This is a genomic window from Chungangia koreensis (assembly GCF_042651785.1).
Taxonomy (GTDB): domain Bacteria; phylum Bacillota; class Bacilli; order Bacillales_A; family Planococcaceae; genus Chungangia; species Chungangia koreensis.
Genome location: NZ_JBHSEC010000012.1, coordinates 36,167 through 56,098, shown reverse-complemented (window position 1 = coordinate 56,098; position 19,932 = coordinate 36,167). Strand labels below are relative to the sequence as shown.

Below are 19,932 nucleotides of genomic sequence, written 5' to 3'. Positions count from 1 at the left end.
GTCACACCCGTTCCCATACCGAACACGGAAGTTAAGCTCTTCAGCGCCGATGGTAGTTGGGGGATTCCCCCTGTGAGAGTAGGACGTCGCTGGGCCATACGAAGACCGTTACCGACAGGTAGCGGTTTTTTTATTTAATTAAGATTTACCGAAGGTAAATAAAGTAGAGAATGATTGCGAGAAAACAGAGGGACAAGGAGTTCGCGGAAGCAAAGAAGAGAGGCTCGGAGCGTATGATATACGCGAGAACCGAGCGACTGCGGCTGACAAAGAAATCCGTCGTCCATCTGGTTTCGCAGCCCGAACACGGAAGTTAAGCTCGCGCGCCGATGGTAGTTGGGGGATTCCCCCTGTGAGAGGCCGGCAGCAGAAGCAACGTCCTGTTGGGCAGCCGGCACTCATCCATCCAAGGATGTCGAAGGACGTCGCTGGGCCATACGAAGACCGTTACCGATTGGTAGCGGTTTTTTTGTTGTATAAAGAAAAGAAGGAGTGAAAGAAAGTGCACATTCTTTTAATCTTTTTCTAATTGGACAGTAATTCACTTCCTTTGGACAGTAAAAGGGGTAAACTGGACAGTATTTCGATTAATCTCGACAGAAAAAGAAACGGGAGAGACCTCATCTATAGTGATATTAAACATTTGCAAGTAAATCAATCGAACTTGCAAGTAATCGACAAAAACTTGCAAGTAAACACGACAAACTTGCAAGTAAACTAAAAAAGTGAAGGTAAGCTCCATTTCCTCACTACTCTTAGTGCGTTTTTATGTGACTTGGAACTTCAAACTCACAAATACACATCATCGATCCACAAATAAATCCCCTGAATTCGCAAATAATCCTCTCTCAAACTGAAATTGAATCTACTTGTTCAATCATCTCTCTTTAATTTCCTCCCGCATTACCCTTACCTCACACGAATCCAGTCTACTCATGTATAATAGAGGCACTGAAATCATGAGCGAGGGATATTTTTTGATTAAACGTCCGATCTTTGACGCGATGAAACATTTTTACAGCCAACAGAATCACTCACTCCATGTGCCGGGGCATAAGCACGGATCGCTTTCCCAGCTTCCTCCTGTGTTTCGTGAGGTTATGCGGTTTGACCTTACTGAACTGAATGGGTTGGATGATTTTCATCATCCTGAGGAGGCGATTAAAGAGGCGGAAGAATTATTAGCACAAACCTACGGGGCTGAACGGAGTTTCTTCCTTATAAACGGCTCGACGGTCGGGAATTTAGCCATGATTTACACAGTATGTCGTCCGGGTGACCGGGTTATTGTTCAGCGAAATGCCCATAAGTCGATTTTTCATGGATTGGAGCTGGCCGGAGCACTTCCGATATATGTTGCTCCTGATTGGGACGAACAGACAAAGACTGCAGGCCATGTTTCTTTCGATACGATTGAGCAAGCGATACATACCTATCCTGATGCAAAGGCGGTCATTCTGACTCATCCTACATATTTCGGAGTTGTATCGACAGAATTAAAGGCAATTAGTGATCTTTGCCATCAGACGAATATCCCTCTATTGGTAGATGAAGCGCATGGAGCGCATTTACAGGCGTCTGACCTATTTCCACAGTCGGCCTTATCGATAGGTGCAGATCTTGTCGTCCAATCTGCACATAAGACGCTGCCTGCTATGACGATGGGTTCCTTCCTCCATGTCAATTCAGCATTGGTCGATATAGAGCGTTTGAACCATTATTTGAGAATGTTACAATCGAGCAGCCCTTCCTATTTACTGATGGCGTCGTTAGACGATGCCCGTGCATATTTATCTTCCTTCACGCAGCATGATATGCATACGTTCCTTCAAAGAAGAGGCCAATTCGTGGAAGGTTTAAAAACCATCAGAAAGCTTGAAGTGATTGAACCGAATGATTCATTAAAATTATTGCTGCGTGTTCCGGGGAAATCTGGTTATCAATTACAGACAGCTTTGGAGAAGGAAAAGGTGTTTGTTGAATTAGCAGATCCGTACCAAGTCTTGATCATTCTGCCTTTATTGAAAGCTGCGCACTCTTACCCTTTTGCGGAAATCCGGTCATGCATCAAATCTGCTGTAGATCATTTAATGCTCTTGCCTATAAATGAAATGGAATTACATCATGCTGCAAAGCAAAACAACATATCAGAGCCCGTCCTTTCATTTGTGGAAATTAATCGACAAGAAAAGGAATGGATCCCTTATATGCGTTCCATGGGCAGGATTGCTGCGGGTGCAATCACGCCGTATCCGCCAGGAATTCCACTTATCGTTCCTGGTGAAAAAATTACGATGGGTCATTTGGAAATGTTAGAGGACTATATTGCAACAGGAGCAACCATACAGGGAGAACACAGATTGAAAGAGAAGAACATCTTAGTCGTAAAAGAGACATCGGAGGAATAAATATGAGTAAGAATGGATTTTTCATTACAATAGAAGGGCCTGAAGGGGCGGGGAAGACGACGGTCTTTCACCACTTGGCTGCTATGCTTTCTGAGGATGGCGTTGACCTAATTACTACAAGGGAGCCTGGCGGGATTCGAATCTCTGAAAGGATCCGCGAGATCATCCTAAATCCTGAACATGAAGAGATGGATGGAAAGACTGAGGCTTTACTCTATGCAGCCGCAAGGAGGCAACATCTCGTCGAAAAGATTGAACCTGCCTTAAAAGAGGGTAAAGTAGTACTATGTGACCGGTTCATCGACAGCTCACTCGCATATCAAGGTTATGCGAGAGGTCTCGGCATTGATGAAGTATTAACGATTAATCAGTTTGCCATCGGTCAAACCATGCCGGATTTAACGCTTTTCTTTGATATAGATCCTGAAATCGGTCTTGAACGCATCGTTCGGAATAAGGGTAGAGAAGTGAATAGACTGGATAGTGAGAGCATCTCGTTTCATCAAAAAGTATGTGAAGGTTACCAAGAGGTGTTAAAGCGTTATCCTGACCGTATGGTTGTCATTGATGCATCTAAACCACTTGAAGAGGTTATCCAATCAGCTTACTCTGCAGTAAAAGCTGTAACAAATGGATGATAGAGTGCAGAAATTCGTGTTATAATGGAAGATAATCAAAACTTAGGAGGAGTGACCATGAAGTTAGTCATCGCGGTTGTGCAGGATCAGGATAGTAATAGATTATCCAATGCATTAACGAAAGGTAATTTCAGAGCTACCAAATTGGCAAGTACCGGTGGTTTCTTACGAGCAGGGAATACAACATTCCTGATTGGTACAGAAGACCAGCTCGTTCCAAAGGTCCTTGAATTAATAAAGGATAATTGCCGATCGCGTGAGCAAATGGTCGCTCCTGTATCCCCAATGGGCGGGAATGCGGATTCTTATATCCCGTACCCGGTGGAAGTTGAAGTCGGCGGAGCAACAGTATTCATCATGCCGATTGAACAATTCCATCACTTCTAAGCTGGAGGAAACCCAACATGAAAATCAACCAGGATGTGCGCGTCGGGGTCGACAAGATCCGAAAAGAGCAACATCCAACGGCACAAGCTTCAGCCCGCTTCGGCCAGATGGTCGTCAAACAGGACCAGAAGCTTCAGAACGAACAGCTGACACGGTTATTAGGCGATATTTCCGCAGCCGGCGACAAAATTGCACGTTCCCGTAACCTTCGGGACCTTGCTAAATTTAAAATGCTCATTAAACGCTTCATGAAAGAGGCGGTTTCCTCGGGAATCGGCTTAAAGCAATCCCACACATGGAATCGCTTCGGTGAAGGACGGCGTTTGAAGATTGTAGAAACCATTGATGAGAAGCTGGTGGAACTTGCGGAAGATTTACTGGATCAGGAAAAGGATTCTCTTGAGTTATTGGAGAGAATCGGAGAAATAAAAGGATTACTCATTAATCTATACACATAATGAACCCCGTGTTTCCCAAAAGGAGCACGGGATTTTTAAAAGGTGGGAAGGTTGAATGGAACAGTGGCCAATTGAAAAACTGCATCAGCTTCAGCCGCTTGCGATGAAAAGATTACAATCTTCATTTGCTAAGAAGCGGGTCGCTCATGCCTATGCCATAGAAGGAGAAAAAGGCACCGGAAAAGAGGCGATTTCAAGCTTCCTTATTCAGTTAATACTCTGTGAAGCCCCGCTTGAAAATGTTCCATGTGAAACATGCCGGCCATGTAGGTTATTGAAGTCGAGCAATCATCCAAATGTTTTGGAAATCTTTCCAGATGGACAAGATATTAAGAAAGACCAAGTTTTACAACTGATTTATTCGATGAATAAAACCGGTCTGGAACCGGGCAAGCGAGTATATGTTTTGCATGAAGCGGACCGTATGAATATAGCAGCATCGAATACGCTACTTAAGTTTTTGGAAGAGCCTGAAGGAGAAGTCACGGCAATTCTTTTAACGGATCGTTATCAGGCGATTTTACCGACGATTCAGTCCCGGTGTCAGCATATAGGTCTTCGATCATTGCCACTTAAAGAAATGATTCGTCAGCTTAAGGAGAATGGAATGACAGAAGCGATGGCATCCTCCGTTTCCAAAATGACTCGGAATATGGATGAGGCGGTAGAATTAGCGAATTCGGAGTCATTTGCACAGGCTCGAAAAACAGTGTTAAAATTAGTAGAAGTAATAGAAAAAGATGTCCATGAAGCATTACTTTTTATACAGGAAGAATGGCTCCCCGTGTTTAAAGAGAAAGAAGACACGGAAAAAGGCCTCGATCTTCTTTTGTTCGCTTATGAAGACATCATCTCGGTGAAAACTGGGAAAGAAAGCTCTATTACATATCCTGATCACATGGTATTATGGAAGCAGTTGGCACTTCATTTAACTTATGAAGTACTGGCTGATCGCCTCGATGCGATATTAAACGCAAAACAACACTTGCAGCGAAATATGAATCGGACGCTGCTGATCGAGCAACTTGTGTTGAATTTGCAGGAGGGAAGTACCTTTGTATAATGTAGTAGGTGTCCGCTTCAAAAAAGCGGGTAAAATATATTATTTTGATCCATTATCATACCCATTGGAGAAAGATGAGTATGTCATAGTCGAAACGGCACGCGGTGTTGAATACGGTAAGGTTGTCATCCCTGTGAAAACGGTCGATGAGAATGATGTCGTACTTCCGTTGCGTACAGTAGTCAGGCCTGCAACTGTTGAAGACCGGGAGCAGGTAGAAGAAAACCGGCAAGAAGCTGCAAGGGCATTTGAACTGGCAACAGCAAAAATAGTCGATCATGAGCTCGAGATGAAGCTTGTCGATGTGGAATATACATTTGACCGGAACAAGGTCGTCTTCTATTTTACAGCAGAAGGACGAGTTGACTTCCGTGACTTGGTGAAGGATCTTGCTTCTGTCTTCCGTACACGGATCGAACTTCGGCAAATCGGTGTCAGAGACGAAGCGAAGATGCTCGGAGGCATTGGGCCTTGTGGCAGAATGCTTTGTTGCTCAACGTTCTTAGGGGATTTTGAACCGGTTTCTATTAAGATGGCGAAAGATCAGAACTTATCACTCAATCCATCGAAGATTTCTGGACTTTGCGGACGTCTTATGTGCTGTTTGAAGTACGAGAATGATGAGTATGAAGCAGCTAAAGAGATGATGCCTGATTTAGGTGATCGGATCGAAACACCAGACGGACCTGGTAAAGTGGTTGGCATGAATATCTTAGAACATGTCCTGCAGATTGAATTGACAGAGCAGCAGCGCGTATTAGACTACACGCTTGAGGAAATCATCCAAAACAACAACAAAGTCGTTCAACTCGCAGAACAATAAGGCGGTGATGGTAGTGAAGGATCAGAACTTCTTGGACCGGGTCATGGAATTTGAACAAAGCTTGGAGTCCATCCAGAAGCAATTTTCAGGTTTAAAAGAAGTAGTGGCTCATATGATGGAGGAAAATCATTCGCTGCAATTAGAGAACCATCACTTGCGCCAGCGACTGGATGACATTCTATTGAAGGAAAAGGAAGCGGAAGAACATGCCCGCAAACAAAAGGGCACACCAATGGACATCGGGGAAGGTTATGACAACCTTGCCCGTCTGTACCAGGAAGGGTTCCATGTTTGCAATGTCCATTTCGGGGGCACCCGTAAAGGCGAGGACTGCTTGTTCTGCCTTTCCTTTTTGAATAAACAACACGTTTAAAGACTGCGCCCTCTGGGGTGTCGGTCTTTTGTTAGTTAGGAGGTACTATGGAAGAATTATTAATAGGAGATGAGCGGTTAGATTATCTGCTCGCCGAAAACCTGCGGATCATTCAAAGCCCATCTGTTTTTTCATTTTCATTGGATGCCGTGCTTCTTTCAAAATTTGCTTACGTGCCAATCCAAAAAGGGAATATTGTCGATCTTTGCACAGGAAATGGCGCAATCCCTCTTTTCTTGAGTGCCCGGACGAACGCTTCGATTATCGGGGTTGAGTTGCAGGAACGGCTGGCAGATATGGCAAAACGAAGCGTAGGGTATAATGGACTGGACGAACGGATTTCGATAGTGGAGGGCGATGTGAAGGAAAGTCCGAAAATGCTTGGGTTTGAGAAGTACGATGTTGTCACTTGCAATCCTCCTTATTTTCCGGCTCATGAGGCAAGTGAAAAGAATTTAAAAGAACATGTTGCGATTGCGCGGCACGAGATTCATTTAACGTTGGAGGAAGCTGTACGTGCAGCAAGCCAACTATTGAAACAAGGCGGTAAGGCCGCATTCGTCCACCGTCCTGGAAGATTAATCGATATTGTAGAAGCGATGAGAGCTAATCGACTCGAGCCGAAAAGGATCCGTTTCGTGTATCCGAAAATGGGCAGGGAAGCGAATACATTATTAATAGAAGGAATTAAAGACGGAAAGCCGGATTTAAAGATTGAACCGCCTCTTTACGTATACGATGAACAAGGGGAATATACAGATGAAGTGAGAATCATGCTCTATGGAACAGAAGAATGAACATACTTTCTACGTACTGAAATGTGCTGACGGTACATTATACGCAGGCTATACGAATGATTTAACGAAGAGGGTTAAGACCCATAATGAAGGTAAAGGCGCCAAATACACGCGTCCGAGGACGCCGGTGACGTGCATCTATTTTGAAATGCACGAGACAAAAACGGAAGCGATGAGAGCGGAGTACGCCTTTAAACAACTGTCACGGACAGCAAAACTTCGATATATTGCCGAGCATCAGAGAGGAGCGGAAGCGGAATGAAATCACAGAACAGTTTTGCGGGAACGACAGGAATCCTGTATTTAGTTGCTACACCCATCGGAAATCTGGAGGATATGACGTTCCGTGCCATCCGAACTCTTCAGGAGGCAGACCTGATTGCTGCTGAAGATACACGAAATACGAAAAAACTGTGCAATCATTTTGAAATTCAGACACCCTTATTTAGTTATCATGAACATAATTTGCTAACGGGTGGAGATAGGATTATGGAGGCTTTGGTAGAGGGGAAAAATGTAGCTCTTGTGAGCGATGCCGGAATGCCATGTATATCAGATCCCGGAGCGGATATTGCGCAGCGAGCGATTGCTGCAGGTTTTCCAGTAGTCCCGATTCCTGGAGCAAATGCAGCGTTAAGTGCGCTGATTGCATCCGGTTTGCCTTCCCAACCCTTTACATTTTACGGGTTTTTGCCAAGAAAAAAGAAGGAACGGAAGAGCGAACTTGAACTATTAAAGACTAAAAAAGAGACCCTTCTGTTCTATGAAGCACCTCACCGACTAAAAGAAGCGTTAAAGGATATGGATGAGGTGATCGGAAGTGAAAGGGAAATTGTCCTCGCTCGGGAATTGACGAAGAAATTTGAGGAATTTCTTCGAGGTACAGTAGGTGAGGCTCTGACATGGGCTACCGAACAAGAAATACGAGGGGAATTTTGCATCGTATTAAAAGGTTTCGAAGGTGAAGAGGAAAGCCCGGATTTGTGGTGGTCAGATCTTACCTTAACAAACCATGTCGAACAAGTGATGGAGATGAAAGGATTAACTTCAAAAGAAGCGATAAAAGAGGTAGCGGCCATTCGTGGAATAAGCAAGAGGGATGTTTATCAAGAATACCATGTGGAATAACTTTAACTGAAAAAGGCGAAAAAAAGCCGGAATGAATTTCTCATTCCGGCAGTTTTATGTACATCTATTAAGCTTTTACTGCTAAGTTGGATTGAATTTCTTTGATAAGAAGCTCAGCACCTTCTGGGCTAAGGATCAATTTACCGCCTACAAGACGCAGGTTATCATCAGAAACTTCACCAGTAATTGCACATGTCATATTTGGCATGTATTTTTTAAGGATAATTTTGTCATCGTCTACGTAAATTTCCAACGCGTCTTTTTCTGCAATTCCTAAAGTACGACGAAGTTCGATGGGAATAACTACACGGCCCAATTCGTCTACTTTACGTACAATACCAGTAGATTTCATTTTAAAGTTTCTCCTTCCATTCTATGCGATGATTCGTCAAAATTCGACATTGTTCTCTTGTCTGTACAATATCATACCAACTCCTACCATAATCGTCAATAATTTATCGCTCTAAACTACTATTTTTTTTGCAGTTTCATAACTTAATAGGTGCTTATAATGACGGTATGGAACGCTGAAAATTATTATTATGTGAATAATAATTATGCTGTTTCAAATGGAAAGTCATTTTCCAATTACTATTTCATTGTCACTCATTTCTTAATTCGATAAAATAAGGATACTATTTACTAATTGGAGGAATTTTTCGTGAGCGAACAAAAGAAAACATTTTACATTACTACGCCGATCTATTATCCAAGCGGAAAATTCCATATCGGGACAGCCTATACAACTGTAGCATCTGATGTGATGGCTCGGTACAAACGGCTTCGTGGGTATGATGTCCGATTTTTGACGGGTATGGATGAGCATGGTCAGAAAATCCAGGAAAAAGCGGACGAGGCAAAGATGGAACCACAAGCATATGTAGATGAAATGGCGGAAGCGGCTAAAAAGGTATGGGCATTAATGGATATCTCCTATGATGATTTCATTCGCACAACACAGCCCCGCCATACAGAGGCAGTGCAGAAGATATTCCAGAAATTCCTTGATAGTGGAGATATCTATAAAGGTGAGTATGAAGGCTGGTATTGTACGCCATGTGAGTCCTTCTATACAGAAACACAACTGGACGAAAACGGCAATTGCCCTGACTGCGGCCGTCCAGTCCACAAAGTGAAGGAAGAATCATATTTCTTTAATATGAAGAAATATGCAGACCGCCTGCTTGCTTATTATGAAGAAAATCCGGAATTCATCGAGCCGGAGTCCCGTAAAAATGAGATGGTCAATAATTTCATTAAGCCGGGGTTAGAGGATCTATCGGTTTCCCGTACCTCCTTCGACTGGGGCATTCGCGTGCCTGGGGATCCGAAGCATGTCATTTACGTTTGGGTAGATGCGTTGACGAACTATATTACGTCACTTGGCTACCTATCGGAAGATGAGACATTGTTCAACAATTACTGGCCTGCAGATGTTCATGTCGTTGGTAAAGACATCGTCCGCTTCCATACAATTTATTGGCCGATTTTCTTGATGGCTCTGGACTTGCCGTTACCGAAGAAAATATTCGCACACGGTTTCATCATGATGAAAGACGGAAAAATGTCCAAGTCTAAAGGGAATGTCGTCTATCCGGAAATGCTCGTAGAACGGTATGGCCTCGATGCAACACGCTACTTCTTGTTGCGTGAACTTCCATTTGGTCAAGATGGTGTGTTCTCTCCAGAGTCATTTGTGGAACGAACTAATTATGACTTAGCAAATGATTTAGGGAACTTGCTGAACCGGACTGTTTCCATGATCAATAAATACTTTGATGGTGTCATCCCGGTAAATCACTTGGATTCGACAGAATTCGACGAAACTCTACGAGATTTTATTGTGACAACGAAGGAAAAGTATGAAACGAATATTGAGAAAATGCAATTCAGCTTAGTATTAAGTGAGCTTTGGGCATTAGTCTCCAGAACGAATAAATATATTGATGAAACACAGCCATGGGTATTGGCGAAAGAAGAAGAATTGAAAGGTCAGCTGGCTTCCGTCATGTATCATCTGGCTGAGAGCCTACGCCAAATTTCGATTATGCTGCAGCCGTTCATGACAACCTCTCCAGGAAGAATCCATGAACAATTAGGTCTTCCACAGGAACTGAAGGAATGGGATACATTAGGAAAATTCAATCTAATTCCAGAAGGCACGAAGGTGGTTGAAAAAGGAGTTCCGATCTTCCCACGACTCGAACCTGAAGAAGAGATTTCTTACATCCGTGACCAAATGAGAGGTTCTGTAAAAACGGAAGAGGAAGAGGAAGAGGAAGAGGAAGCGCAGCCGAAGGAACAGGAAGAAGCGCCGGAAAGTGACGAGATTACAATCGACGATTTCTTAAAAGTCGATTTACGTGTCGCAACTGTTTACGAATGTGAAAGGGTGCCGAAGGCTGATAAGCTTCTAAAACTTCAGCTCGACCTTGGCTATGAGAAGCGTCAAGTAGTTTCCGGGATAGCAAAGTATTATTCCCCCGAGGAATTGGTTGGCCGGAAGGTGATTGTTGTGGCGAATTTGAAACCTGTAAAATTAAGGGGAGAATTGTCGCAAGGCATGATCTTAGCAGGCGAGAAAGACGGAATCCTTTCCCTTGCTTCAGTCGATGAAAGCTTGGAAAATGGTGCAAAAGTAAAATAAATGTTTATCCCGGTGATGTCTTTGTCACCGGGATTTACTATTTACAACGAAATTTAACTAAATTAATCACTTCCACTTCCATATAGTACCATTGTATGACCTTTTATTTCCTATTAAAGGCAATAAGTAAGACGAATTGTTTGTCTTATGACAAAAATGACAGTAAACTGTGTGATATTGCCTACCAGGAAATACAATTACCCTCATTTTGTTACGTATTTGTAATATGAATGAGATGTTTGAAACGATTTTTTTGATTAAACTGAAAAATACGTAAGGAGAGAGACCTATGTATATCGATACGCATGTCCATCTAAACGCAGACCAATATGACGAAGACCTACAGGATGTAATTAACCGTGCCAGAGAAGCGAAGGTGTCCAAAATGGTCGTGATCGGTTTCGATACGATTACGATTAAGCGGGCAATTGAGCTGGCCGAGGGGCATCCTGATATTTATGCAGTTGTTGGTTGGCATCCAGTGGATGCGATTGACTGTACAGAGGAAGATTTGAAATGGATCGAAGAATTGGCTTCGCATCCAAAAGTTGTAGCCATTGGGGAAATGGGATTGGATTATCATTGGGACAAATCACCAAAAGACATCCAGCAGGAAATCTTCCGTAAACAGATACAACTTGCAAAACGAGTGAAACTGCCAATTGTCATTCATAACCGAGAGGCAACAGAGGACGTAGTCCGGATCTTGCAGGAAGAAGGCGCAGAGGAAGTAGGAGGCATCATGCACTGTTTCAGCGGGAGTGTTGAAACCGCCAAGCAATGCATAGATTTGAACTTCATGATCTCTCTTGGCGGACCAGTGACGTTCAAGAATTCGAAAAAACCGAAAGAGGTCGCGAAGGAAATACCGCTTGAGTATTTGCTCATTGAAACGGATGCACCTTATTTAGCCCCTCACCCTTATCGTGGAAAGCGGAACGAACCGTCTTACGTGCCGTTGGTGGCAGAGGAGATTGCCAGACTGAAGGATTTGCCTATTGAGGAAGTTGCTGAAAAAACAACGCAAAACGCACTCCGTTTCTTTAACATCGAAGAATAGACACGAATATGGAGCCCCATTACATAGGCTTGCTCTTTTGCGACGGAGAAACATAATTAGTTGACACGTACAATTGAAGCCTATATAATCACACGAGTGATAAAGGAGGAGTTTTTTCGTGACAAAAAAATCCATGAAAAACCTGTTCTTTCCATCATTGAGGAGTAAACAAGCGGTCTTCAGCATCATTGCTGTAGCACTGTTTGTAGCCGTAACATCGTTCCTCGTCTTTGAAGGGACGAAGAAAACTGTCGCCATGACATTGAATGGTGAACAATCAGAAATCAGAACACATGCGAGCACAGTCGGAGAGCTGTTGAAGCATCATAATATTACAGTAGCAGAAAATGATTTACTCACACCCTCAGTGAACACGGAGATCGAAAATGGTTTAACGATCGCGTGGGAAAAAGCAAGACCAGTAACGGTCACTGTCGATCAAGAGACGAAAACCGTCATGACGACAGATCAAAAAGTGAAAGATATTCTTGCCCAAGCGGATGTATCCGTAACCGAGCATGACAAAGTCACGCCGGCATTGGACGGGGAGATCGGAGAAGACGATCAGATCAAGATCGAGAAGGCTTTCGAAGTAACGTTAGTTGATGGAATGGACAAAAAGAAAGTAATGTCCACTTCGACTACTGTCGCTGACTTTTTAAAGCAACAAGAGGTTAAACTCAATGAGTTCGACCGCGTAGAACAGCGAATGGAAGAATTAGTACTTCCAAACGATGTAGTCCAAGTCGTTCGCGTAGAAAAAGTCACCGATGTAGTGGAAGAAGCAACAAAGTTTGCGGTCGAGACAAAGAAAGATTCATCATTGCTGAAAGGCACAGAGAAAATTGTACAAAAGGGCGAGAATGGGACTGTTTCTCGTACATATGAGATTATCAAGGAAAACGGCACACCGGTTTCCAGGATTCTTAAAGGCGAGAAAGTCGTAAAAGACCCTAAAACGAAAGTGGTAGCCGTCGGAACGAAGGTCGTCATGGCTAGTGCAGCACCAACGAAAGCGAAAGCTAAGACGAAATCGATATCCCGCGGAGATGCTCCTTCGAGCAGCAAAGAGTTCTATGTATCTGCAACTGCTTATACAGCATTTTGTAACGGCTGTTCTGGAGTCACTTCTACAGGAATCAACTTGAAATCTAATCCGGACGCTAAAGTGATTGCAGTCGATCCAAGCGTCATTCCATTAGGCACGAAAGTTTGGGTTGAAGGTTACGGATATGCCGTAGCAGGCGATACAGGAAGTGCTATTAAGGGAAACAAAATAGATGTGTTCATGCCGACAAAACAACAAGCTTATGGCTTTGGACGTAAGAAGGTTAAGGTTAAGATTCTTGACTAATCAGACTTGAATAGAAGGATCCTTTATAGTATTAGTCTACACATTGAGCTGTCCCATTGCGGGGCAGCTTTCGTTTTGTGGTCTTTTCTGTACAATATACCCCCTTATCAGTAAAATTGAACAATAGAGTTTGCGAAAAGAGGAAATTATAGTAGTGGATATAAAAGAAATTATCGTGGTAGAAGGCAAGTCGGATACTGTTGCCATTAAGCGGGCGGTTCAAGCGGATACAATTGAAACGAATGGTTCTGCCATATCAGAGGAGACTCTCCGGAGAATTAGTCATGCTGCACAAAAACGGGGCGTAATCGTATTTACAGATCCGGATTACCCGGGTAGAAGAATACGTGCCATCATCGAAGAGCATGTTCCGGGAGTAAAACATGCTTTTTTACCGAAGGATAAGACGATTTCCGAAAACGGAAAAAAGGTTGGAATTGAACATGCGGCTGATGAAGACATTCGCCATGCATTAGAACATGTTTACACGCCGGGTAAAGGGAATGCAACAGGTGATTCGATACCGTTAGCAGTATTGATTGAAGCCAAACTGATTGGCCACGTGGATGCCAGAAAAAGACGGGAACAATTAGGTGAGTTATTGAATATTGGCTATACGAATGGTAAACAGCTTCAAAAGAGGTTGTCTATGTTCCAAATTGAACTGTCACAGTTTTTAACGGCTGTCTCTAAGCTGGATGAGGAGGAAGATCATGAGTAAAGACATCGCGACCCCGATCAGGACCCAGGAAATTCTGAAAAAGTACGGGTTTTCATTCAAAAAGAGCTTGGGGCAGAATTTCTTGATTGATCCGAACATATTACGGAATATCGTATCAAAGGCGGATTTGACAAAGGAATCTGCCGCAATTGAAATTGGCCCTGGTATAGGAGCATTAACAGAACATTTGGCAAGGACTGCTGGCAAGGTGGTTGCTTTTGAAATTGACCAGCGGCTGCTTCCTGTCTTGGAGGATACCCTTTCCCCATACGACAATATTAAAGTGATCCACTCCGATATTTTAAAGGCTGACGTTAGTCAGGTGATAAAAGAGGAGCTCGAAGAATATACAGATATTATGGTAGTTGCGAATCTCCCTTACTATGTAACAACGCCCATACTGATGAAGCTCATCATGGATCGTTTGCCGATTCGTGGATTTGTCGTGATGATGCAGAAGGAAGTAGCAGACCGTATTACGGCGAAGCCTGGGACGAAGGAGTATGGCTCCTTATCAATTGCCATCCAATATTATATGGAAGCTGAAGTGGCGATGATTGTACCAAAAACGGTCTTTATGCCCCAACCGAATGTGGATTCCGCTGTAATCCGTTTGACGAAAAGGACAGATGTCCCGGTAACGGTTATCGATGAGGACTTTCTGTTTGAGGTATCCAGGGGCTCTTTCGTGCAGCGTAGAAAGACGATTTACAATAATCTTCAATCCTCCTTACCGAATGGAAAGGACAGGAAAGAAGAAATTCTAAATGCATTAGAAACAGTAGGAGTAGATCCAACTAGAAGGGGAGAGACTCTAAGCATTGAAGAATTCGGCAAATTAGCCGATGCACTATACCCTTATTTCAAGGAATAATGGACGATCTATGACAAAACCAACTTCATATATGAAAAAGTTATACAGATTATATAAAAAAACGTTGACAACCTGAATTGTCCGTTGTTAAAATATTAAATTTGATTGACAGAACGTTAAGAATGTGTTACGATTATAGTCAGTGAGGTGTAAGCGGAATGCCAAAAACTTTAGCTGATATTAAAAAATCGTTAGATGGTCATTTGGGGAAACGTTTGCATTTAAAAGCAAACGGCGGACGCAAGAAGACAATCGAAAGAGAAGGAATCCTTCGTGAAACGTATCGCGCAGTTTTCGTTGTTGATCTCGACCAAGAAGAGAACGCATTTGAACGCGTATCTTACAGCTACACGGATATTTTGACTGAAGCCGTAGAAATCACTATCTTTGACGAATCTGGAAATAGTGCGTTTGTAGTTAAGTAATTTTCATTGCACTCATTTTGTTTTTGAGGAACACTCATCAGACCGATGAGTGTTTTTCTTTTTTTAGAGCATACTACAATCGTCAGCCGAAAAGGAGGAGTTCCCTAATGGCAAGACGTAAAGGAATCATGTCTGAGCAATTGAAAGAAGAAATTGCAAAAGAACTAGGGTTCTATGATGTCGTCCAGCAGGAAGGTTGGGGAGGCATTAAAGCACGTGATGCCGGTAATATGGTAAAACGTGCGATTGAAATGGCCGAACAAGGTATGGCTAATCGTTCTACAGTAAAATAGACGCTGCTATAACTACTGACCACAAAATCCAAAAACGGCTGACAAACCTGTCGGGATGTTTCCCGACAGGTTTTTTGAATTTAACAGCTGAATATTAGTTAAAATAAATCGCTTACACTCCATACTTAGAAGTCTTTGAAACCTGTGGTAAAATAGGAGGACATGAATTTGAAGAATGGAGGAACTCCGATGCTTTTTGTTAAAGCACCCGCCAAAATCAACTTAACATTAGATGTATTACATAAACGGCCGGACGGTTATCATGAAGTGGAGATGATTATGACGACGGTCGATTTGGCGGATCGGATCGGATTGGAACGGCGTGACGATGGGAGCATCCGCATCTCTGCAGCGGACCGTTTTATTCCTGAAGACCGAAGAAACTTAGCCTATCAAGCCGCTGAGTTAGTAAAGCATACATATGGCATTGCCGAAGGTGTCACCATTAGGATTGAAAAGAATATTCCTGTGGCTGCCGGACTTGCTGGTGGAAGCAGTGACGCTGCAGCCACTTTAAAAGGACTGAACAAGCTTTGGAAGTTAGGGAGGTCCATTGATGAATTAGCGGAGCTTGGCGCTAAAATCGGATCGGATGTTCCTTTCTGTGTTTATGGAGGTACAGCACTGGCAACTGGCAGAGGGGAAAAAATCCGCCATCTACCGGCTCCGCCGAATTGCTGGGTGATCTTAGCCAAACCGAAAATCGGTGTTTCAACAGCTGATGTGTATGGAAACTTGAAATTGGACAAGCTTTCCCATCCTCCAACGGAACAAATGATGGAAGCTATCGAAACGAAGGATTACCGATTATTATGCAACTCAATGGGAAATGTATTAGAGACTGTCACGATGGATCTGTATCCTGAGGTTCGGGTATTGAAAGAGCAAATGCAAAGGTTTGGAGCAGATTCTGTACTAATGAGTGGAAGTGGACCGACTGTATTCGGATTAGTCGAGCATGAATCGAGAGTTCATCGGATTTACAATGCACTTAGAGGATTTTGTGAAGAAGTTTATGCAGTCCGCATGTTAGGTGAACGAGAAACGCTTGATTAAATCCGTATATTTGTGTTAATTTTTGAATAGAATATTCGTGTTTAGGAGTGGTTGAATGAAGTGGAAACGGAGCGAACGGTTAGTAGACATGACCCACTATTTACTTGAGCATCCGCAACAACTCATCCCGCTCACCTATTTTGCCGAGACATACGAGGCAGCAAAATCTTCGATCAGTGAGGATTTGGTGATTGTAAAGGAAACGTTCGAGGAAAAAGGAATCGGACTACTTCAAACAGTCCCGGGTGCAGCCGGTGGAGTTAAATATATACCGAACATGACGGAGCAAGCAGTCAGAGCCGTAATGGACGAACTGATTTCAGAGTTAAGCAGCAGTGACCGTCTTTTACCTGGCGGTTATCTATTTATGACTGATCTCTTGGGAAATCCGGAATTAATGAATCGGGTTGGAAAAGTGTTCGCTTCTGCATTTAAGGGAGAAAAAATCGATGTCATCATGACGGTTGCCACAAAAGGGATTCCAATTGCTCACGCAATCGCCCGCCACTTGAATGTACCGGTCGTCATCGTAAGACGGGACAGTAAAGTGACGGAAGGTTCGACGGTCAGCATTAATTACGTAACTGGTTCATCCCGTCGAATTCAGACGATGGTTCTATCTAAGCGCAGCATGAAGAGCGGACAACGCGTTCTTATCACTGATGACTTTATGAAGGTCGGAGGAACGATGAATGGGATGAAAAACCTGCTTGAAGAATTCAATTGTACTTTGGCGGGAGTTGCAGTATTAGTAGAGGCCGAGCATCATGAGGAGCGTTTGGTTGACGATTTTCTATCGCTTGTCAAGCTTCAGGGTGTGAATGAAAGGGATCGTTCCATCACATTAGGAGAAGGAAATTACTTTTCAAAAAGGGGAGAATCATAATGAAATATGTAGCGACGACGAAAGCACCAGCAGCCATTGGGCCATATTCTCAAGGTGTCATCTTAAATGGATTGTTTTATAGTTCCGGTCAAATCCCATTAACGCCGGAAGGCCAAATGGTTGAGGGTTCTGTTGAAGAGCAGACGCATGCGGTATTCGCTAACTTGAAAGCCGTCTTAGAAGAAGCGGGTTCATCCTTGAGCCAAGTAGTGAAGGCGACCGTATTCATTCAAGATATGAATGACTTTGGGAAAATTAATGAAATCTATGCTTCCTATTTCGGTGATCATAAACCTGCCCGCTCAACAGTGGAGGTGGCAAGACTTCCGAAAGACGCCAAAATTGAAATTGAAGTTATTGCTGAAACAAGCAAATAATAGCTTATAGAGAATCTGCAGAACATGTAGATTCTCTTTATTTTTATCTTAAAATATATCGAGTTGAAGCATTGGGAGGTTCGCGGATCGAAGGCTAAGTTCGTCGCATCGTGCGACGACGCCTTCGTGACCGACATCCTGTCGGCCTCCAAATATAGTCTTTTTCCCTCTTTTTATGATTACTAACCAAATTTTTAAAAAATTTTTCAAAAAAAAAGAGGAAAACTATTACTCTTGTAGAATAACCATAGAAGAGATTTCTCTGTCACAAAGGGGAGAGGTGGTGAGACTATGGAAGTAACTGATGTGAGACTGCGACGTGTTCAAACAGATGGCCGAATGAAAGCCATTGCTTCCATCACTTTGGACAACGAATTCGTCGTCCATGATATTCGTGTAATTGACGGAAATGCTGGATTATTCGTAGCGATGCCAAGTAAACGGACGCCAGATGGCGAATTCCGCGACATTGCACATCCAATCAATTCCGGAACACGTTCTAAAATTCAAGATGCTGTATTAGCAGCTTATCACATTTCAGGGGATGAAGATGTATACCTTGAAATTGCCGAAGCGGAAGCTGGAGCTGGCGTATAAGCGAACATACAACAACAAGAGCCCTCAGAATCGAGAAGGCTCTTTTTTCATGGAAATTTCTATTAATTTCCTTTCTGGAAAAATACATAATCATAAACGGCTGTCATAGATTTGTCAAGCCATGTTTCCTTGAAATAAAGCACTTTTTCCGCTATAGTCTATAGTGGAAAACAAACCAATCTTGGAGGACTCAATGATGACAAATACATATGCAGTAATTTTGGCTGCAGGTTTAGGTACACGTATGAAGTCCAAATTATATAAAGTTATGCACCCGGTTTGTGGAAAACCGATGGTGGAACATGTCGTAGACAATGTAAAAGGTTTAGGTGCAGAGCGCATCGTGACAGTCGTCGGACATGGAGCGGAGACCGTTAAAGAGTTATTGGGTGACCGCAGTGAATATGCATTACAGGAAGAACAGTTAGGAACTGCTCATGCCGTCCAGCAAGCCGAAGGGATTTTAGGCGATCTGGATGGAACAACAGTCGTCATATGCGGAGATACACCACTAATCCGTCCTGAAACTATGCAAGCTCTTGTAGACCATCACAGGGAAACGAATGCAAAGGCCACGATTTTAACTGTAATGGCGGATGATCCAACTGGGTATGGCCGCATTATCCGCGGTGGAAAAGGCCAAGTTACCCGTATCGTTGAACAGAAGGATACGAACGAGGAAGAGGCTGCAGTTAAAGAAGTCAACACAGGAACGTACTGTTTTGATAATAAGGTTTTATTCGAAAAGTTAAAGTCAGTGAAAAATGACAATTCACAAGGTGAATACTATTTACCGGATGTCATTGAAATTTTACAAAAAGAGGGCGAAATCGTCTCTGCTTATGCAAGCGATGATTTCAGTGAGTCCTTAGGGGTCAATGACCGAGTGGTCCTGGCTCAAGCTGAAGAAGTGATGAGACTCCGTATTGCAGAAAAGCATATGAGAAACGGTGTTACGATTATTAATCCTTCTAACACATATATCAGCCCAGATGCAGTGATCGGGCGAGACACGATTCTAAAACCTGGCGTTATGATCGAGGGCAAATCGGTCATTGGGGAAGATTGCGTGATCGGACCGAATAGTCACATTGTAGAAAGTCGCATCGGTGACGGAACAACTGTCCATTCCTCCGTGATTTTAAATAGTGACGTCGGTTCCCATACAACCATCGGACCGTACGCTCATATACGCCCTGAATCCTCCTTAGGAGATGGCGTGAAAATCGGAAACTTCGTTGAAGTGAAGAAATCGGTTTTAGGAAACGCAAGCAAAGTATCACATCTTAGCTATATTGGTGATGCTGAAGTTGGCGGGAATGTTAATATCGGTTGTGGAACCATCACTGTCAACTACGATGGTAAGAATAAATTCAAAACGGTCGTCGAGGATGATGCGTTTGTAGGATGTAATTCTAATTTGGTTGCACCAGTAACGGTCGGAAAAGGTGCTTACGTGGCAGCGGGATCGACCATTACAAAAGACGTACCAGGTGAAGCATTGGCAATCGGGCGAGCACGACAAGAAAACAAAGTAGGCTACGTTAAAAAACTAAAATTGAAATAA

24 protein-coding genes and 1 rRNA gene are annotated in these 19,932 nt (G+C 43.2%); 24 read left to right on the top strand and 1 reads right to left on the bottom strand.

The features are described 5' to 3' along the window. From rrf to rsmI, 12 genes are all read left to right on the top strand, one after another. Positions 1-95, top strand: a 5S ribosomal RNA gene (rrf, locus tag ACFOZY_RS07520); the annotation flags it as partial. A 257-nt stretch (positions 96-352) separates the two neighbouring features. Beyond that, a complete protein-coding gene (locus ACFOZY_RS07515; RefSeq protein ID WP_378153943.1) occupies positions 353-496 on the top strand; it encodes a hypothetical protein in 144 nt (47 codons plus the stop codon). A 463-nt stretch (positions 497-959) separates the two neighbouring features. Next, entirely contained in the window at positions 960-2,408 is a 1,449-nt protein-coding gene (locus tag ACFOZY_RS07510) for an aminotransferase class I/II-fold pyridoxal phosphate-dependent enzyme (RefSeq protein WP_378153941.1), read from the top strand. 2 nt (positions 2,409-2,410) lie between these two features. Then, positions 2,411-3,046 carry a dTMP kinase gene (gene tmk / locus ACFOZY_RS07505; RefSeq protein WP_378153939.1) on the top strand — a complete coding sequence of 212 codons (636 nt, stop codon included), beginning with the start codon at positions 2,411-2,413 and terminating at the stop codon, positions 3,044-3,046. Between the two features lie 57 nt (positions 3,047-3,103). Then, positions 3,104-3,433, top strand: a complete 330-nt coding sequence (locus ACFOZY_RS07500; RefSeq protein ID WP_378153937.1) for a cyclic-di-AMP receptor — start codon at positions 3,104-3,106, stop codon at positions 3,431-3,433. Between the two features lie 17 nt (positions 3,434-3,450). Beyond that, the gene (locus ACFOZY_RS07495; RefSeq protein WP_378153935.1) at positions 3,451-3,891 is read left to right on the top strand and encodes a YaaR family protein; all 441 of its coding nucleotides are present in this window, start codon (positions 3,451-3,453) and stop codon (positions 3,889-3,891) included. Positions 3,892-3,946: 55 nt separating this feature from the next. After that, on the top strand, positions 3,947-4,954 hold the full coding sequence (locus ACFOZY_RS07490; protein ID WP_378153933.1) for a DNA polymerase III subunit delta' C-terminal domain-containing protein: 1,008 nt from the start codon (positions 3,947-3,949) through the stop codon (positions 4,952-4,954). After that, positions 4,947-5,777 carry a PSP1 domain-containing protein gene (locus tag ACFOZY_RS07485; protein WP_378153931.1) on the top strand — a complete coding sequence of 277 codons (831 nt, stop codon included), beginning with the start codon at positions 4,947-4,949 and terminating at the stop codon, positions 5,775-5,777. The genes ACFOZY_RS07490 and ACFOZY_RS07485 overlap by 8 nt, the downstream gene beginning before the upstream one ends. A gap of 13 nt (positions 5,778-5,790) precedes the next feature. After that, on the top strand, positions 5,791-6,150 hold the full coding sequence (gene yabA / locus ACFOZY_RS07480; RefSeq protein WP_378153929.1) for a DNA replication initiation control protein YabA: 360 nt from the start codon (positions 5,791-5,793) through the stop codon (positions 6,148-6,150). Between the two features lie 47 nt (positions 6,151-6,197). Then, positions 6,198-6,947, top strand: coding sequence for a tRNA1(Val) (adenine(37)-N6)-methyltransferase (locus tag ACFOZY_RS07475; RefSeq protein ID WP_378153927.1), 750 nt, complete (start codon positions 6,198-6,200; stop codon positions 6,945-6,947). After that, positions 6,931-7,209, top strand: coding sequence for a GIY-YIG nuclease family protein (locus ACFOZY_RS07470; protein WP_378153925.1), 279 nt, complete (start codon positions 6,931-6,933; stop codon positions 7,207-7,209). The genes ACFOZY_RS07475 and ACFOZY_RS07470 overlap by 17 nt, the downstream gene beginning before the upstream one ends. Further along, complete coding sequence (rsmI, locus tag ACFOZY_RS07465) at positions 7,206-8,075, top strand: 16S rRNA (cytidine(1402)-2'-O)-methyltransferase (RefSeq protein WP_378153923.1); 870 nt, start codon at positions 7,206-7,208, stop codon at positions 8,073-8,075. Before ACFOZY_RS07470 ends, rsmI begins: the two co-directional genes overlap by 4 nt. A gap of 67 nt (positions 8,076-8,142) precedes the next feature. On the opposite strand, the gene ACFOZY_RS07460 is transcribed toward rsmI, so the two are convergent. Then, positions 8,143-8,427, bottom strand: a complete 285-nt coding sequence (locus tag ACFOZY_RS07460; RefSeq protein WP_378153921.1) for an AbrB/MazE/SpoVT family DNA-binding domain-containing protein — start codon at positions 8,425-8,427, stop codon at positions 8,143-8,145. 309 nt (positions 8,428-8,736) lie between these two features. Between ACFOZY_RS07460 and metG the strand changes: the two genes are divergently transcribed. The 12 genes from metG to glmU all read left to right on the top strand — a co-directional run bounded on the left by metG (position 8,737) and on the right by glmU (position 19,932). After that, positions 8,737-10,722 carry a methionine--tRNA ligase gene (gene metG / locus ACFOZY_RS07455; RefSeq protein ID WP_378153919.1) on the top strand — a complete coding sequence of 662 codons (1,986 nt, stop codon included), beginning with the start codon at positions 8,737-8,739 and terminating at the stop codon, positions 10,720-10,722. A gap of 289 nt (positions 10,723-11,011) precedes the next feature. Next, on the top strand, positions 11,012-11,782 hold the full coding sequence (locus ACFOZY_RS07450) for a TatD family hydrolase (RefSeq protein WP_378153917.1): 771 nt from the start codon (positions 11,012-11,014) through the stop codon (positions 11,780-11,782). 118 nt (positions 11,783-11,900) lie between these two features. Next, positions 11,901-13,136, top strand: coding sequence for a ubiquitin-like domain-containing protein (locus tag ACFOZY_RS07445; RefSeq protein WP_378153915.1), 1,236 nt, complete (start codon positions 11,901-11,903; stop codon positions 13,134-13,136). A gap of 154 nt (positions 13,137-13,290) precedes the next feature. Continuing rightward, complete coding sequence (gene rnmV / locus ACFOZY_RS07440; protein WP_378153913.1) at positions 13,291-13,857, top strand: ribonuclease M5; 567 nt, start codon at positions 13,291-13,293, stop codon at positions 13,855-13,857. Beyond that, positions 13,850-14,731, top strand: coding sequence for a 16S rRNA (adenine(1518)-N(6)/adenine(1519)-N(6))-dimethyltransferase RsmA (gene rsmA, locus ACFOZY_RS07435; RefSeq protein ID WP_378153911.1), 882 nt, complete (start codon positions 13,850-13,852; stop codon positions 14,729-14,731). The genes rnmV and rsmA overlap by 8 nt, the downstream gene beginning before the upstream one ends. A gap of 158 nt (positions 14,732-14,889) precedes the next feature. After that, complete coding sequence (gene veg, locus ACFOZY_RS07430) at positions 14,890-15,156, top strand: biofilm formation stimulator Veg (RefSeq protein WP_378153909.1); 267 nt, start codon at positions 14,890-14,892, stop codon at positions 15,154-15,156. Between the two features lie 107 nt (positions 15,157-15,263). Next, positions 15,264-15,449, top strand: a complete 186-nt coding sequence (locus ACFOZY_RS07425; RefSeq protein ID WP_378153907.1) for a small, acid-soluble spore protein, alpha/beta type — start codon at positions 15,264-15,266, stop codon at positions 15,447-15,449. Positions 15,450-15,638: 189 nt separating this feature from the next. Beyond that, positions 15,639-16,505 (top strand): 4-(cytidine 5'-diphospho)-2-C-methyl-D-erythritol kinase, encoded by an 867-nt coding sequence (ispE, locus tag ACFOZY_RS07420; protein WP_378153949.1) that lies wholly within the window; start codon positions 15,639-15,641, stop codon positions 16,503-16,505. A gap of 55 nt (positions 16,506-16,560) precedes the next feature. Beyond that, positions 16,561-17,391: a pur operon repressor gene (gene purR / locus ACFOZY_RS07415; protein ID WP_378153905.1), complete on the top strand. Its 831-nt coding sequence runs from the start codon at positions 16,561-16,563 to the stop codon at positions 17,389-17,391. Further along, the gene (locus ACFOZY_RS07410) at positions 17,391-17,768 is read left to right on the top strand and encodes a RidA family protein (RefSeq protein ID WP_378153903.1); all 378 of its coding nucleotides are present in this window, start codon (positions 17,391-17,393) and stop codon (positions 17,766-17,768) included. Before purR ends, ACFOZY_RS07410 begins: the two co-directional genes overlap by 1 nt. Positions 17,769-18,059: 291 nt before the next feature. Then, positions 18,060-18,365, top strand: coding sequence for a septation regulator SpoVG (gene spoVG, locus ACFOZY_RS07405; protein WP_378153901.1), 306 nt, complete (start codon positions 18,060-18,062; stop codon positions 18,363-18,365). A 196-nt stretch (positions 18,366-18,561) separates the two neighbouring features. After that, complete coding sequence (gene glmU / locus ACFOZY_RS07400) at positions 18,562-19,932, top strand: bifunctional UDP-N-acetylglucosamine diphosphorylase/glucosamine-1-phosphate N-acetyltransferase GlmU (RefSeq protein ID WP_378153947.1); 1,371 nt, start codon at positions 18,562-18,564, stop codon at positions 19,930-19,932.